The organism is Marinobacter sp. BW6, assembly GCF_008107725.1.
Classification (GTDB): Bacteria; Pseudomonadota; Gammaproteobacteria; order Pseudomonadales; family Oleiphilaceae; genus Marinobacter.
This window is the reverse complement of sequence record NZ_VIRN01000064.1, coordinates 208,725-223,310: the sequence shown is the minus strand read 5'-3', so window position 1 is coordinate 223,310 and position 14,586 is coordinate 208,725. Positions and strand designations below refer to the sequence as shown.

Genomic DNA, 14,586 nt, shown 5'->3' with positions numbered 1-14,586 from the left:
AGCGTACAGGGACGTATTTACAGCGTGTCCTGGCAAGCTGCTCCACCCGCGCGCTCGACTACTCCGAAGCGGAAGGAACATGAATTGAGAGCCTACGCCGACAACGATTACCCGGCAGATCATAAACCGGACTGGAAAATCATTTCAGGCCTCTGGCCCTATCTCGCCGAATTCCGCGGCCGGGTGGCCTTATCCCTGGCCTTGCTAGTGTTGGCCAAGCTGGCCACCGTCGCCACGCCCATCGCCCTGAAATACATCGTCGACTATCTGGACCAGAACCGGGGCGCGGACATGCTGCTTTGGATCCCGGTGATCCTGGTAGTGGCCTACGGGGCGTTGCGCTTTGGCGCCACCCTGTTCAACGAGCTTCGGGATGCGGTCTTCGCGCGGGTGGCAGAGCGGGCCATGCGGCGGGTGTCCCTGCGGGTGTTCGAGCACCTGCATCAGCGCGAACTGGCCTTCCACCTGGACCGCAAGACCGGTGGCCTGGCCCGGGATATTGAGCGGGGCACCAACGGCATCAGCTTCCTGCTGCGCTTTACCCTGTTCAACATTGTGCCAACCCTCCTGGAAATCCTGATGGTCGCCGGCATCCTGTTCGTGGTGTTCAACGTGGGTTACGTGTTGGCGATCCTAGTGGCCGTGGTGGTCTACGTGGTGTTTTCCATCAAGATTACCGAGTGGCGGACCAAATTCGTGCGCGAAGCCAATGCCCGGGATAACCAGTCGAACTCGCGGGCCATAGACAGCCTGCTGAACTATGAAACCGTCAAATACTTCAACAATGAACGCTATGAGGCGCAGTTATACGACGTTGATCTGGACGACTGGGAACAGGCCCGGCTGAAAAACCGGTTGTCCCTTGCCGCGCTTAACTCCGGTCAGGCACTGATTATTGGTCTGGCGATGATCGTGATCATGGCCATGGCTGTTCGGGAGGTGGCCAGCGGTGAGATCACCCTCGGTGACTTCACCATGATCAATGCCTACCTGCTCCAACTGTTCATTCCCCTGAATGCCCTGGGTTTTGTCTATCGGGAAATCCGGCAGGCCCTGGTGAATGTCGAGCGCCTGTTCAAACTGCTGGGGGATAAACCGGCCATTGAAGATGCCCCGGACGCCACCGAGCTGGTTGTGGATAAAGGCGAAGTCCAGTTTGAACACATCCACTTTGCCTACCGCCCTGACCGTCCGATTCTGAAGGATGTGAATTTTTCCATCCCGGCCGGTCACAAGGTGGCGGTGGTGGGCGCCAGTGGTGCGGGCAAGTCTACCCTCGCCCGCCTGTTGTTCCGCTTTTACGACGTCGATCAGGGCGCCGTACGGATCGACGGCCAGGATATCCGAAATGTGACCCAGGACAGCCTGCGGTCGGCGATCGGTGTGGTGCCCCAGGATACCGTGCTGTTCAACGATACCCTGTACCGGAACCTGGCCTATGGCCGGCCGGAAGCCACCGAGGAAGAGGTCTATCGGGCGGCTCGAATGGCTCACCTGGAAGACTTTATCCACAGCCTGCCGGAGGGTTACGAGACGAAGGTTGGCGAGCGTGGCCTGAAGCTCTCTGGTGGCGAAAAGCAGCGAGTGGCCATTGCCCGGGTGATTCTGAAGAACCCGCCGTTGCTGATCCTGGATGAAGCCACGTCATCTCTGGACTCACTCTCGGAGCAGGCCATCCTTGGGGCTCTTAACGAGGTAAGCCAGCAGCGGACCACGCTGGTGATTGCCCATCGGCTGTCGACCATCCGGGATGCCAATACCATTCTGGTGATGGACGCCGGACGAATTGTCGAGGGTGGCAGTCACAACGAATTGTTGGCCGCCGGAGGCTACTACGCCCATCTTTGGGCGCAGCAGCATAGCCGTGACGAAAAAGGCAATGACGACAAAAAAGACGCCAGTGACTAGTTCGCCCTGAGTCTCTCGGCCAGGCCGGAGGCCCGGACTACTTGCTGCCCCACGGCGTCTCTGAGAACGTCCATGTTGCCGGCGATAAGGCTGAACCAGTTCCGGGCCCGGGTAATGCCCGTATAGACCAGCTCTTTTGTCAGGACCGGGCTCAGGCGGTCTGGCAGCACCAGGCAGGTGTGGTTGAACTCCGAACCCTGGGACTTGTGCACCGTCATGGCGTACACGGTTTCCAGCTGCTGCAGACGACTGGGCGAGATCCAGCGAATACCTCCAGCGGTGTCGCTATCCGGAAACGCCACCCGCAGGGTATAGCGGGGCTCACCGGTGTCGGTCCGATCCCAGGGAACGCTCACGGCAATACCGATATCCCCGTTCATCAGGCCCAGGTTGTAGTCGTTGCCGGTAATCAGCACCGGCCGGCCCTGGTACCAGCCCTCGGCCCGAGGGATCAGCTTTTCAGCCAGTAATTGCCTTGCGATCCGGTCGTTCAGGCCTTCCACGCCCCAGGGGCCTTTGCGCAGGGCACAGAGCACCTGGAAGTCACTGAAGGCTTCAAGGAGCTGTATCGCCATCGCATCCCAGTCTGCGCGGGGGCTGTCCGTGGCTAGGCCGTGATTCTGTAACTGCTCCAGGTAATGGCGATAGCCAACGGGTGGCGGCAGGGGCAGGCCGTTCACTTGCCGACCCTGCCCGGCACTTCGGAATGCCTCCGGTGAGCCGGTAATGCCATGGCGGCTCACCAGATCCAGCGTGTCTTCCGGGTCGGGTTTTCCGGACCGGCCGTTAAGCAGGATGACATCGTCGAATTCCGCTTCCCGAATCTGGCGCAACATGGCGCTATCAAGGGCATTGGTGTTCACGGCTTCCGCGAACGCCCGGATGCCGCTGTCCTCCTGGAACCGGTAACTCCTGCGCAGCATGGCCACGGCCTGATCCATGGGTTGGCCGGTTTTGTCCACCAGTGACTCCGTTATCTGGCTGCCGGTTATGGCGGCCAGCCACTGCGCCGTTTCCGGTGTGTAGTGGGCCTGCAGCGCCCGCTGGCACAGCTCTCCCAGAACCGCACCGGCATCCACGGAGGCCAGTTGGTCCTTGTCGCCCAGCAGAATCAGTTGGGCGTTGGCGGGCAGGGCATCGAACACCGACGCCATGAGGTCGACATCCACCATGGAGGCTTCGTCGATCACCAGGATATCCACCGGCAAAGGATTGTCCCGGTTATGGCGGAATTTGCGGGTATCCGGCCGGCTGCCCAGCAACCGATGCAGGGTCGTGACCCTGGTAGGAATATCATTCAGGTCCACGTTGCCCGGCAGCTCGGCAAGCGGCAAGCGGCTGACCGCCCCACCGATCGATTCGTTCAGCCGGGCAGCGGCCTTGCCGGTGGGGGCGGCCAGGCGGATCCGGTATTTCCGACCCGCCCGCTCGGTGGATTCCCCGGCGACCGCCTGCAAGGCCGCCAGCAGGTTGACCACGGTGGTGGTCTTGCCGGTGCCCGGCCCACCGGTGATAACGGCAAAACGGTTTCGAGCCGCCAGGGCACAGGCCAGTTTCTGGTAATCCACCGGTTCTGACGACTGAAACAGGGTGTCCAGCGCAAGAGACAGGGTGCGGGCGGGCAGGGATTCAGGGTCTGTCAGGGGCGACGGCAGAGCCAGCCGGTGCCGGATGCCGTCAGCGATACGTTGCTCGTAGCGCCAGAATCTCCGCAGGTAGAGCCGGGTCTCGTTCAGCACCAGTGGTGCTGTATGTGAGCCATCACTTACGGCGCAGGCGCTTTCCAGTATGCTCAAACATTCCGGCAGCGTTACAAGTGAAAGCACTTCGGCGGGCTTGGGCCGGTCCCGTTCGTTGGTGCCTGAATCGGTGAGCGGCTCGTGGACCGACTCCTCAGGCGGCAGTGACAGGGTATGCCCGGCATCGGTCAGGAGATTGCCCAGATCGACGCAGACATGGCCACGACCCACCTGATGCGACACCAGTGCCGCCAGCAGCAGAACCAGCGGGTGCGGGCGTTCGCCCTGCTCTTCCGACAGTTCCCGGATCAGCCGGGCGAACCCCACATCCAGCGGGCGGATCCACTCCGCCTGCTGCCAGTGCACCAGCAGAACCTCGGTTTTATCCGGGCTGGTGAGCAGATCGTCGATATCGAAGGTGGTATCACCGGTTGCCATTACGGTCGACGTTTCCGGACCGGTGTCCTCGGCGAACAGGTCAATCTGATGGTCGGACTTTCCGGTGTGGGAACGGGAACGGCTCATGCGGCCACCTCCCCAACGGACTCGCCATCGAACAGGGCATCCAGTTGTTCAATCAGGACTCTGGGCGGTTTATCGGTGAAGGCGCCACCTGTGCCGGAATCAACGCCTCGCAGGAACAGGTAAACCGCGCCGCCCATGTGCCGGTCGTAGTCGTAATCCGGCAAACGGGCTTTCAGCAGCCGGTGCAGGGCCAGCAGGTAGAGCACGTATTGCAGATCGTAGCGTTTATCCAGAATGGCGTTGCCCATGGCCTGGTCGGTATAGGCGCTGTCGTCCTCGCCCAGGGTATTGGATTTGTAGTCCAGCACGTAATAGCGCCCGTTGTGTTCGAATACCAGATCGATAAACCCCTTGAGCATCCCGTTGAATCTTGTCTCCTCGACTCGGGGCCGGTCCGCGCGATTCAGGGTGTGCGCGGTTACCAGCTCATCGAGTTTGCGGATACTGACGTTGCGGCTCTCAAACCAGAACTCCAGTTCAGGGCGCAGGGTTGTCAGGCCCGCGAGGCTAACGCTTTGAGTGACGGCCCGGTCGAGGTTCAAGGGTTTGCTGATCAGCGCCAGCAGCCAACGTTCCAGTGGTTCCACCCAGTCACTCCAGCCGCGAGTCCCACAGCGGCGGGTCAACTGCTCACGGAGCAGGGCCGGGTTATCCACAACCCTTTGGAACCCCTGCTGTGTGCACCATTCCAGAAGTTCGTGCAGGAAGGTCCCTGGCCCAGCGCCTTTGGGGAAATTGTGCTGGTTGCCGTGAGTGGCCAACTGAACCGCCTCGTCCCCTTCTTCCTGGGTGCTTTCCTCCAACAGGTTCTGGGTCTGGGCATCTTCCACCTCACCGGTGAAGGTGATGCCGGTGCCGGTCATGCCGGTGTATTCGATGGAGGAGTAACTGGCAATCCACCAGTCCTCTTTGGCCTCGCGGGAAGAGATCATGGCCGGTCCCAGGGCCTTCGGCGCCGGTTCGTGGTATTGCCTTTCGTCTGGATCCGGTAACGGGGTTATCCGGATCTCCGCTCTGCCCTGTGCCAGACGATCCAGGCAGTCGCTGATACGGCCCTGCCCGTCGCATGCAATCAGGTAGCCCAAGCCGCTTTGCTGCCAGTTGTCGAGGGCCGCTGTGCCGACCCAGGTGGCGAAGCGGGCCCGGGTCAGAGCCACGTAGAGTTTACGGATATCCTCACCGAGGCGTTCCTGGTCGGCCCTGGCTACATCCTCCGGCGCCGGGTCGAACACGGTAACCAGCCTGCCCTGGTCATCGTGATAGCGCACGAAGGCCTGCTTTTCACTCTGGGCGCGAAAGGCTGTGCCGAAGGGTAGGAACACCAGCGGGTACTCCAGACCCTTGGACTTGTGCACGGTGATGACCTTCACCAGGCCGGCATCGCTTTCCAGCCGCAGGGTACGGTGTTCGTCTTCCTCGTCGGCTGCTCGCAGAATCTGGGTGTAGTGATGCACCAGGGCATGCTCGCCGTCCAGTTGCAGGCTGTCCTGCTGCAGCAACTCGGCAATGTGCAGAATGTCGGTCAGCCGCCGCTCGCCGTCAGGGCGTTGCAGTAACCGGCCCGGCACCTCGAAATCCATCAGGAAGGTTCGCAGCATGGGCAGCACACCCTGCCTTTGCCATTGCTGCTGGTAACCGATAAAGCGCTCGATTTCCCGCTCCAGCACGAGCTCGTCGATGAGCAGCTGATTCATGGCATGCCAGGACTGACCGAGGGTGGGCGTGGCCAGGGCTGCGCGGATATAGGCCAGCTGCCGGGGCTCGGCGAACGCCCGTAGCCAGCTCAGCATTTCTTTTGATTCCCGGGAGGTCAGCACTGAATCCCGGTCTGACAGGTACACACTCTTGATGCGCCGGCGCCCCAGGGCGTCCCGCACGGCGCTCGCCTCATTGCGGTTGTTGACCAGTATGGCGATGTCTTTCGGGGCGACCGGCTCCAGATCCTCCGGATTATCCGACAAGGCAAAACCCGCCTGCCCGGCCTGGCCCAGGGTCAGCAAGCGGGCGATCTCGCTGGCGCAGGTTTCTGCCACATCGGCTGTGGCAGTGCCCTTGGCAATGCCCTTGGGGTTGCCGTCCCTGTCCTCTTCCCCGGATTCGTGGGTCCAGAACACCAGGCTGGGCTGCTCTTCCCCGTTGATCGCCCAAACCCGTTTGGTGCCATTGGCGTCCACACCCTGGAACGGAAGCGGTGAGGTGTCGCCCTTGCCGAACAGAAAAGCGCCGTCCCGGCTGTGCTGGTCGCTGTGTTCGAATACCCGGTTGACCGCCGCCACCATGGTTTTGGCGGAGCGGAAGTTTTTACCCAGTGTGTAGGTGCGCTCTTTCACGCCCTGCCGGGCCTGCAGGTAGGTGTAGATATCGGCACCCCGGAAACCGTAAATGGCCTGCTTGGGATCGCCGATCATCAGCAGGCAGGTATCGTGATCGCCGCCCGCGACATCGTAGATGCGGTCGAAGATGCGGTACTGCACCGGGTCGGTGTCCTGGAATTCGTCGATCAGGGCCACCGGAAACTGGCGGCGGATGGTGGCCGCCAACTGGTCGCCCCGGGGGCCGTGCAGTGCATCGTCCAGCCGGGTGAGCAGGTCGTCAAAGCCCATTTCCGAGCGTTTCTGCTTTTCTGACTCCAGCCGCCCGGCAATCCAGTGGCTGGCGTGGCGCAGAATGTCGGATTTGGCGATCGGCTGGTTCTGGCTGAAATCCAGCAGGGCTTCGATGGCATCGAAGGCCGGGTGATGGGGGGCGGGATCGTCGCCTTTCAGAATGTTGTCCAGGCCTTCGGTTGTTTGGTTCTTGAAGCCGGCGGCACTGTCTATTTTTTCCGGTAACAGGTCGTCCGATTCCGCCCAGGCAATGAGAAAGTCCCAGACCTTGATCATGGCGTTTTTGCTGCCGCCATGGAGCCGTTTGCCCTTGTTCAGCTCGTTCAGTAGGTCGATGACTTCCCCATGCCACTGACCCCAGGGGTAAGCCTTCAGGGCCTGTGACTGTTCCAGACGCCGCTGGACCACCTGATCGATGGCCTGATGAACGCTGTCCGGCGGTGTGCCCAGGCTCTGGGGATCGTCAATCAGGTTGCGAACACCCTGGCGCAGGTCCCCGGGGATTTTCCAGTGGCTCAGGGCCTCGTCCATCAGCGCCGGCGGCAGTGGATAGACAAAGGTGCGCCAGTAATCCCGGGCGACCTCGTCCAGTAATTCGCTCTGGTCGGTTTCCAGGGTGAGTTTGAACAGGCTGCCGCTGTCGAAGGCGTGCTCGCTGAGCATGCGATTGCAGAAACTGTGGATGGTGGATACCGCCGCCTCGTCCATCCATTCGGCGGCCAACAGCAGCTTCTTGCGGCATTCCGGCCAGCTGGCCGGATCCGGGTAGCTTTCATCCCGTAGCTGATAGATCAGCGCCGTTTCCGCGGGCGGGTTGGGCTCGTCGGCAGCCTCCGAAAACACCTCCGCTGCCTGGGTGAGCCGAGTGCGGATGCGGTCGCGAAGTTCCTTGGTGGCGGCCTCGGTAAAGGTAACCACCAGGAGGTTGGGAGGTAGCAGGTTTTGCAGCGGGCTGTCTGACGGCTGGCCGTGGCCAAGCACCAGGCGCACGTACAGAATGGCAATGGTGAAGGTTTTGCCGGTGCCGGCACTGGCCTCGATCAGGGCACTGCCGTTCAGGGCCAGGGCCAGGGGATCCAGGTTCGGGTTCCGATTGCTCATCTGGTCAGTCATTCCATACTCCCGATCTGATCCGCCGCCGACTTGCTCTGCTCGGCTTCCCAAACCGGCACGTAGAGCTGATGCAACATCGCTTCGAATTCACCGCTGGCCATCAGCAGCTCCGGTGTTTCAAAAGCTCCTCTCAAGTAGCCCGTATCCCGCTCCAGAGCAATGGTATAGGCCTGCTGCGCCTCTGATATGGCTCGTTCATGGTCACCGACATACTTTTTACTGCCGTAGAAACTGGTGATCCAGGCAAAGCCGGCCTCGCAGTGAAGCGGCAACGCCCGGGTGGTGGCCTCCATCCACCGGGTGAGTACCGCTTCGAACAGCGGTCTGGCCTGTTCCGGCTGCAATGGGGCAAAGCGGAATTTTCGCCCCTCCTCTTTGCCCAGAACCAGGGTTTCAAAGGGTTGTCCGCCGAGCTGGCCGCTCAGATGGATCAGCCAGTCCCGCATCAGATTGGCATAGCGTACTTTCTTGCTTGAACCGGAGCCGGTCAGCAGGCTGGAGCTGGCCACCACCAGCCGGCACAGCTCGCCCTGGGCATTGCAGCGCAGGTTGTCGATCAGATCAGCGACTTCCACCGAACCCAGGGCGCTTTCAAACCGGTAATCAAAGGGCAGCGGTTCAGCAACCGCTTCCGGCCAGTCAGCCAGTGCGTTCTGGTAACGCTCGAACAGATCGGGCAAGCGCCCCGCCAGCTCGGAACGCAGGCGGTGTTCGGTCACGCCCATACCCAGGTCGCCGCGTCGCGCCATGCGGTCCAGGGTTGCCTGCAACCGGTCGTGCAGTTCCTCTTCGCTGCTGGCTTTCAGCAGTCCGTTCTGGATCAGCTCGTTGTCCAGGCGCCAGCGGTCCAGGCCGTCCAGCTCGAAATTCTCGTTGTCGGTGTCGTCGTCTTCAACATCCTCGAAGCGCACCTGCAGCCGGCGCTGGTAAAAGGTGTCGATGGGCTTTTTCAGGAAAGCCGCCAGATCGTTCAGGCTGATGGGCTCTTCGGGCGCCTGGTAAGGTAGTGCCGACTGTGTCTGCGCGGCAGCCTCACCACCATGGGCACTGCGCCATTCCCGCTCGTAGGTGAATAACCGGCGTGCTTCCAACACCTCGGCCAGGGGTCGGGGCGAACTGTTTTCCCCCTCTCCACCCTCCTCCAGCCGGTTGGCTTTCGGGAAATAGCTCCGGCTGAACGGCTGCAAAGGGTGTTGGGTAGTGAGTGCCTCGATGACCTTGGTTTCGGGTTGCCCTGCCACGGACCAGAGACTGTCCAGATGATCCTGAAGCTGCCCCACCAGAACCGACGGCGGCCGTTCCGAATCATCTTTGATGCTGCGGCCTACCCAGCTGATGTAAAGCTGCTCCCGGGCGGATAACAGGGCTTCCAGGAACAGGTAGCGATCGTCTTCCCGGCGGGAGCGGTCCCCCGGGCGGTAATCCTGGGCCATAAGGTCGAAATCCACCGGCGGCCGGGAGCGGGGATAGTCGCCGTCGTTCATGCCCAGCAGGCACACTTTCCGGAAGGGTATGGCCCGCATGGGCATCAGGGTGGCGAAGTTGACCTTGCCGGCCAGGAATCGCTGGTTCAGGCCGCCTTCATCCAGCCCTTCCAGCAGGATATCCTTGACGATATTCAGGGGCAGGTTCTGGTCCTCAAGGCCAGCGGCCATGGCGTCATCCAGCCACTGCTCCAGCTGGCGGCGGAAACGGTTCAGCAGCAACAGGTCGCTGCCTTCGACCTTGTGGAAGAACTGCCCGAGCATCTCTGAGAACAGGCCCTCCCATTCGTCCGGTGTGCGATTGGTCTGCAGCGCCTGCCAAAGGGTTTCCAGCTGATGCACAAAGTCGTTCAGCCGGCCGGCAAGACTGGCCTGCAGGCCGCCGATCTCGCCGAAGGGTTCCACACCGGCCCAGGGCTCATCGTCGCCCATACCATAACCCAGCAGCATCGAGCGCAGGCCGGATTGCCAGGTGTTGCGATCCAGTTCCGCCGGCAGGTCCAGACTTTCCCGGTGCCGACCGTGCAGGCCCCAGCGGATATTGGCGCCCTCGACCCAGCGACGAGCCAGGGGGATCTCGTCTTCATTGATTCCGAAACGGTCCCGAATGCCGGGTACTTCCAGCAGGCTGATGATCTCACTCACGGCAAAACGGCTGCGGGGCAGTGACATCAGGGTTTCCAGGGCAATCAGCACCGGCTCGTGGTGGCGCTGGCCCTGGTCGGAAATGGTGAAGGGAATGTGGCGTTTCCGGCCTGGCTGGTAGCGGCCGAATACGGCCTGGATGTGGGGCGCGTACACGTTGATATCGGGCACCATCACAATGACGTCCCGGGGCCGAAGCGTTGGATCGACGTTGAAGGCGGCGAGTAGCTGATCGTGCAGAATTTCCACTTCCCGCTGGGGGCTGTGGGCCTGGTGGAACGCCAGGGAATGATCTTGCTGCACATCCAGTTGTCGCCGTTGCTGGCGGATTTCCTGCAGGGGGGTCAGGTTGTGGATGTCGTTCTGCAGCTGGTGCAGCAGGCGCGGTGCGTCATCGTTGCCGTGGTCTGAGAAGATATCGATCTTGCGGTCCGGCGTCTGGAAGTTGCCCCTGTATTCATCCGGGTTATCGAACTCGTCCAGCAGCCGGATGTAGTCCCGGCCCTGCTTGCCCCAGGCGGCCAGCAGTGGGTTGGCGTGCTGGTGCAGCTGGTCCGGATCTTCAATGGCGGCCAGTGCCGGATGGGTCCTGCCCCGCTTGCGTTCGGCGGTGAGCAACTCCCGGTCGCTGATGATGTCGGCCCAGTAGAACTGACAGGGGTTATGAACACACAGCACCACCTGACTGAACCGGCTCAGCACGTAGAGGGCTTCCAGCGCTTGCCGGGGCAGCGAGGAGACGCCAAAGACGACAATTCGGGTCGGCAGCCGGGACGGGTTGGCCGGCGCCTGAATACGCTGACCTTGTTCCATGAACCGGGTATGGATCTGCGAGCGGCTGGTATGGGCTTCAGCGCCCACATCCTCAACGAGCCGGCGCCAGAGCAGGGGTTGCCAGCGGGTCTCCGCATCCAGAGGCTTTTCCTCGGCCCGGGCCGTGATAATCACGTCCTTGCCCTGCTCCCAGGCGGCCAGCCAGTCGGCCCGGAACACCTGGTACTGGTCAAACAGATCGGCCACCTTTTCCGCTAGCTGGAAATTGCGCAGGTCCGGATCGTTGCCTTCCAGAAACCGGGCCAGCGGTGTAAAGGCCTCGTCCTGCCCCACCAGGCGTGGCAATAACCGGTACAGCCGCCACACCAGCCTCCGCTTGTCGAAGGGCGACTGTTCCGGCACCTCGCCGTCCGGAAGCACTGCCCGGTAGGCCTGCCAGATAAACCGTGCCGGGAACAGGAAATCCATACCGGCGGCAATCCCCAGGCCGCCCTCCACGCCATCGTCAGTGCGCTTCTCTGCCAATGCCAGTTTCAGCCATTGGGCAATGCCGTTGCTCTGTACCAGGAAGGTTTCACTCTGCAGCGGGGGCATCGGGTTATGCCGACAGATGTACACAACGGCCCGGCGCAGATCTTCCAGATGGTTGGCGTGGATCGCGTGAAACCCCGGCTCGATGCTGACGGGTTGCTCGGTGGGCTCGGTGGAGAGTGCGGCCATGAATTTCCTTGTCTGGTGTGCAGTTCAATCCTGTTGCCACAGGTTACCGTATGTGACCACAGATGCGGACAGTCTGAAACGTCTGATCTCCGAAAATCATAACGGCCCGTCGCGACAAACGGTGTCGTGAATTATCTGCAAAAGGGAGAAGCACTATGTGGACACTGATCACTGGCGCGGGGTCAGGCATTGGGCGGGCTCTGGCCCTGGAACTTGCCGCTCGGGGCCATGACCTGATTCTTGCTGGCCGCACCGTGTCGAAGCTGGAGGAGGTCGCGACCAAGCTCCGCGTTGAGGCGCCCGGCTGTGAGGTGATGACCCTTGAAGTGGACCTTGCAGATCCCACAAGCACCCGCAATCTGGCGCAACAGGTGAGTGATGCCGTCGATCATCTCTCAGCGTTCGTGTATTGCGCTGGCGTTGGTGAGCCGGCTGCGGATTTTGCCAGCCTCGCGCTCATTGATTTTCAGGAAGCCCTGGCCGTGAACGTGTCCGCGCCCATGCTCCTCACCCAATCATTGCTGCCGCTCTTGCAGGGGAGTGATCCGGCGTCAAGAATCGTGATGATTGGTGCGGGTATGGACAAGCACGCGCAGCCCGGAACCGGCAGTTACGGGATCAGCAAAATGGCGCTGCGACGCTTGGTGCGGCAGATGGCGGTAGAGTTCGACGCCATGTCGGACGGGCCGGTTGTCAGTCTGTTTCAGCCTGGGCTGGTGGATACTCCGGGTATTCGAAGCCACATCGAGAAGGCCGGCATGTTGAACCTCCCCCATGCGGAGTGGCTGGTCAACCGACTGGCATCAGGGGATTGTCTAAGTGCCGAGCAGGCGGCCAGCGCTCTGGTGTTTACGCTGAATCAGGTTCCAGAAAGTGATTTTCACGGCGCGGTGTTCAATGGCGCCGATCTGGTGGATTCGCTGTCGTTTGCCGGCAGCTGATGGCGGTTAAAGCGGGGCCCTAGAGGGGAACCCGCATGGTTTCCGAGCCGCTGTCGGGCATGCCGATCATTTCATCGGTGCCCGTCGGCGGAATCACCTCGGTACGCTCAACCTCGTACTCGTGGAAATGCTCTCGCACGGCACAGGCACCGGTAAACATCACTGGTTTGTCGTAGGCATCCGTCAGAACATACCCCTGACCATCCAGATAGAACCGCGCCATGTAATAGCGTCCTTCCATCGAGACGATCTCCAACAGGGAAATCGTGTCGTGCTTGTGCTTCTTCAGTTCGCCCGTGTCCATGTGCATGGGAAGTCTCCCGCAGGTTTGTTGTCGTAAGGAACAGTACGAAAAGCTTTCCGTTACAGGTCATAAAACGAGCAATTATGAGCAGGATTGATTTGGTCAAAGCCGCCGTGGATGAGCAGTTGAATGACAGCTATGACCTGCTGGCCATGCGGATGATGTTTCCCCCGGATCATGTGGAAGTGAAAATTAATCAGGAGATCAAAGACCTGTACGTGTACCCGGAAAGGCTTGATACCGGGTATCGCGACGAATGGCGAGCCATTGCCACCCGTGCCCTGTTCCGGAACGCGTTTGGCGATCACTGGCGGCCGGACGAAGAGAACCTCGATCGATACATGGGTTTTCTTCGCGATCAGGCCATTCCCCGCTGTGTTCACGAGAACATTGACCTGTTCCGGATGCTTGGAGAAGTCCTTGCCATCACCAGGTCTGACAATGCCATTGCTTTTCCCGATCCCAAGCGCCGGGCACTGATGAAGATCATCTGGCCGGAGAAGGGCAGCCGGTAAGGTAAATATCACTGGCGGAAGGCGAATCCGGGACTCTGCTCTGGCCGTATTGTTTAAAAGATGAACAATAGAGAGGTGCCATCATGGGTCACCAAAACATCATTCTCGGAAAGTGGCTGATTCCCGTTTTTCTGGCTTTTATAGGGCTGGCCATCCTCGGGTCCTCACAGTCTGTAGCCAGCGACAAAGATGCGGAAATCCGCGACACCATCCTTCGCCAGATCGAAGCCTTTGCCAACAACGACGAGGAGCAGGCCTGGGCCCACGCGTCTGAGGGCATCAAGCGTCGATTCGGGTCGTCCCAGGTGTTTGTTGATATGGTTCGCGAAGCCTATCCGGCTGTGCACAACGCCACTGCCATCGAATTTACCCAGCGCGTGCCCCATGGCGCCTTTGAAATCCAGGTGGTGCGGTTGCAGGGACCGGAAGGCAAGCGGTGGGACGCCTATTACCGGATGGTGCTCACTGAAGGTGCCTGGAAGGTGGCCGGCGTGAGACTCCAGCCGGCCGAGCTGGGCATTTAACGGGGTCAGGCCAGGTGCCGCCCACCGTCCAGGGGAAGGGTCCTGCCCGTGATGTAAGGGTTGTCCAGCAGGAACTGCAGTGTGGCGACAGCGACCTCGGCCCCGGGCTCGATGCCCATCAATGATTTTTTGAGGGTTTTTTCCCGGTAGGCCTCGCTGTCGCCCTGGTTGAACATGATCAGGGAGGGAGCAACCGCGTTCACTTTCACTTTCGGCGCTAGCAATCTTGAGAACGACAGGGTCAGATTGGCCAGAGCCGCTTTGCTGGCGGCATAGGCGATATGCTTCGCGCTGCCTTTTTCCACCACATAGTCCGTCATATGGATGATATCGGTTGTCGAATCACCCTGCTCCAGCATTGACCGGCATGCCAGATTAATTCGGTACGGTGTCATTACATGAATCTGCATCATCGCGTTCATCACGTCTGCCGGATCCGAGTCCTCGCTCTCTGGTAACCAGTCCGAGGCATTGTGGATAATCGCGCGCAGTGTGTCCGTTCGCGATTTCAGGGCCTCGATAAACTCATCAATGCCCTTGTTCGTGGCAAAATCCGCGTGGAGACACACTGCCCCCGCCTTCTGCAGCGAGTCGATGGCCGGTCGATAGGTGCGGTAGGTAACGATGATCGGCTGGCCACGGTCAAGGCAGGCTTTGGCGAAGGCCAGCCCGATTCGCTGGCCGGCGCCGGTGATCAGAATAGGTGCGGTCATGGTGTTCTCCTGTAATCAGTGTCTTACCTACGTTAATGTCATGCCGACGGCTCAACGTGGTAGCGTCACTTTCCC

Annotated in this window: 9 protein-coding genes; 4 read left to right on the top strand and 5 right to left on the bottom strand. The window is 60.8% G+C overall.

Annotated features, from left to right (window positions below):
- Nucleotides 1-84 precede the first annotated feature (84 nt).
- A complete protein-coding gene (locus FMN52_RS09650) occupies nucleotides 85-1,908 on the top strand; it encodes an ABC transporter ATP-binding protein/permease (protein WP_148608440.1) in 1,824 nt (607 codons plus the stop codon).
- On the opposite strand, the gene recD is transcribed toward FMN52_RS09650, so the two are convergent.
- The 3 genes from recD to recC are packed head-to-tail and all read right to left on the bottom strand — an operon-like array spanning nucleotide 1,905 to nucleotide 11,514.
- Nucleotides 1,905-4,172, bottom strand: coding sequence for an exodeoxyribonuclease V subunit alpha (recD, locus tag FMN52_RS09645; protein ID WP_148608439.1), 2,268 nt, complete (start codon nucleotides 4,170-4,172; stop codon nucleotides 1,905-1,907). The two genes, FMN52_RS09650 and recD, sit on opposite strands and share 4 nt — an antisense overlap.
- Nucleotides 4,169-7,891 (bottom strand): exodeoxyribonuclease V subunit beta, encoded by a 3,723-nt coding sequence (recB, locus tag FMN52_RS09640; protein ID WP_148608438.1) that lies wholly within the window; start codon nucleotides 7,889-7,891, stop codon nucleotides 4,169-4,171. The genes recD and recB overlap by 4 nt, the downstream gene beginning before the upstream one ends.
- Nucleotides 7,888-11,514: an exodeoxyribonuclease V subunit gamma gene (gene recC / locus FMN52_RS09635; RefSeq protein ID WP_148608437.1), complete on the bottom strand. Its 3,627-nt coding sequence runs from the start codon at nucleotides 11,512-11,514 to the stop codon at nucleotides 7,888-7,890. The genes recB and recC overlap by 4 nt, the downstream gene beginning before the upstream one ends.
- A 155-nt stretch (nucleotides 11,515-11,669) precedes the next feature.
- Here recC and FMN52_RS09630 point away from each other — a divergent pair, with 155 nt between their 5' ends.
- On the top strand, nucleotides 11,670-12,455 hold the full coding sequence (locus FMN52_RS09630) for an SDR family oxidoreductase (RefSeq protein ID WP_148608436.1): 786 nt from the start codon (nucleotides 11,670-11,672) through the stop codon (nucleotides 12,453-12,455).
- Between the two features lie 19 nt (nucleotides 12,456-12,474).
- Here FMN52_RS09630 and FMN52_RS09625 read toward each other — a convergent pair whose 3' ends face one another.
- Nucleotides 12,475-12,765 carry a DUF6482 family protein gene (locus tag FMN52_RS09625; RefSeq protein WP_148608435.1) on the bottom strand — a complete coding sequence of 97 codons (291 nt, stop codon included), beginning with the start codon at nucleotides 12,763-12,765 and terminating at the stop codon, nucleotides 12,475-12,477.
- 77 nt (nucleotides 12,766-12,842) lie between these two features.
- Here FMN52_RS09625 and FMN52_RS09620 point away from each other — a divergent pair, with 77 nt between their 5' ends.
- Both FMN52_RS09620 and FMN52_RS09615 read left to right on the top strand, forming a co-directional pair.
- Nucleotides 12,843-13,274 carry a hypothetical protein gene (locus FMN52_RS09620; RefSeq protein WP_148608434.1) on the top strand — a complete coding sequence of 144 codons (432 nt, stop codon included), beginning with the start codon at nucleotides 12,843-12,845 and terminating at the stop codon, nucleotides 13,272-13,274.
- An 83-nt stretch (nucleotides 13,275-13,357) separates the two neighbouring features.
- Nucleotides 13,358-13,798 carry a DUF4864 domain-containing protein gene (locus FMN52_RS09615; protein ID WP_148608433.1) on the top strand — a complete coding sequence of 147 codons (441 nt, stop codon included), beginning with the start codon at nucleotides 13,358-13,360 and terminating at the stop codon, nucleotides 13,796-13,798.
- A gap of 5 nt (nucleotides 13,799-13,803) precedes the next feature.
- Here the strand turns inward: FMN52_RS09615 and folM are convergent, their stop codons facing one another.
- Nucleotides 13,804-14,511 carry a dihydromonapterin reductase gene (gene folM / locus FMN52_RS09610; protein WP_148608432.1) on the bottom strand — a complete coding sequence of 236 codons (708 nt, stop codon included), beginning with the start codon at nucleotides 14,509-14,511 and terminating at the stop codon, nucleotides 13,804-13,806.
- Nucleotides 14,512-14,586: the final 75 nt, after the last annotated feature.

What these genes read in the sequence shown, in the direction of transcription:
- FMN52_RS09615 (WP_148608433.1), top strand. Translation starts at nt 13,358, where the DNA reads ATGGGTCACCAAAACATCATTCTCGGAAAGTGGCTGATTCCCGTTTTT.
- FMN52_RS09630 (WP_148608436.1), top strand. Translation starts at nt 11,670, where the DNA reads ATGTGGACACTGATCACTGGCGCGGGGTCAGGCATTGGGCGGGCTCTG.
- FMN52_RS09625 (WP_148608435.1), bottom strand. Translation starts at nt 12,765, where the DNA reads ATGCACATGGACACGGGCGAACTGAAGAAGCACAAGCACGACACGATT.
- FMN52_RS09620 (WP_148608434.1), top strand. Translation starts at nt 12,843, where the DNA reads ATGAGCAGGATTGATTTGGTCAAAGCCGCCGTGGATGAGCAGTTGAAT.
- recD (WP_148608439.1), bottom strand. Translation starts at nt 4,172, where the DNA reads ATGAGCCGTTCCCGTTCCCACACCGGAAAGTCCGACCATCAGATTGAC.
- recB (WP_148608438.1), bottom strand. Translation starts at nt 7,891, where the DNA reads ATGACTGACCAGATGAGCAATCGGAACCCGAACCTGGATCCCCTGGCC.
- recC (WP_148608437.1), bottom strand. Translation starts at nt 11,514, where the DNA reads ATGGCCGCACTCTCCACCGAGCCCACCGAGCAACCCGTCAGCATCGAG.
- folM (WP_148608432.1), bottom strand. Translation starts at nt 14,511, where the DNA reads ATGACCGCACCTATTCTGATCACCGGCGCCGGCCAGCGAATCGGGCTG.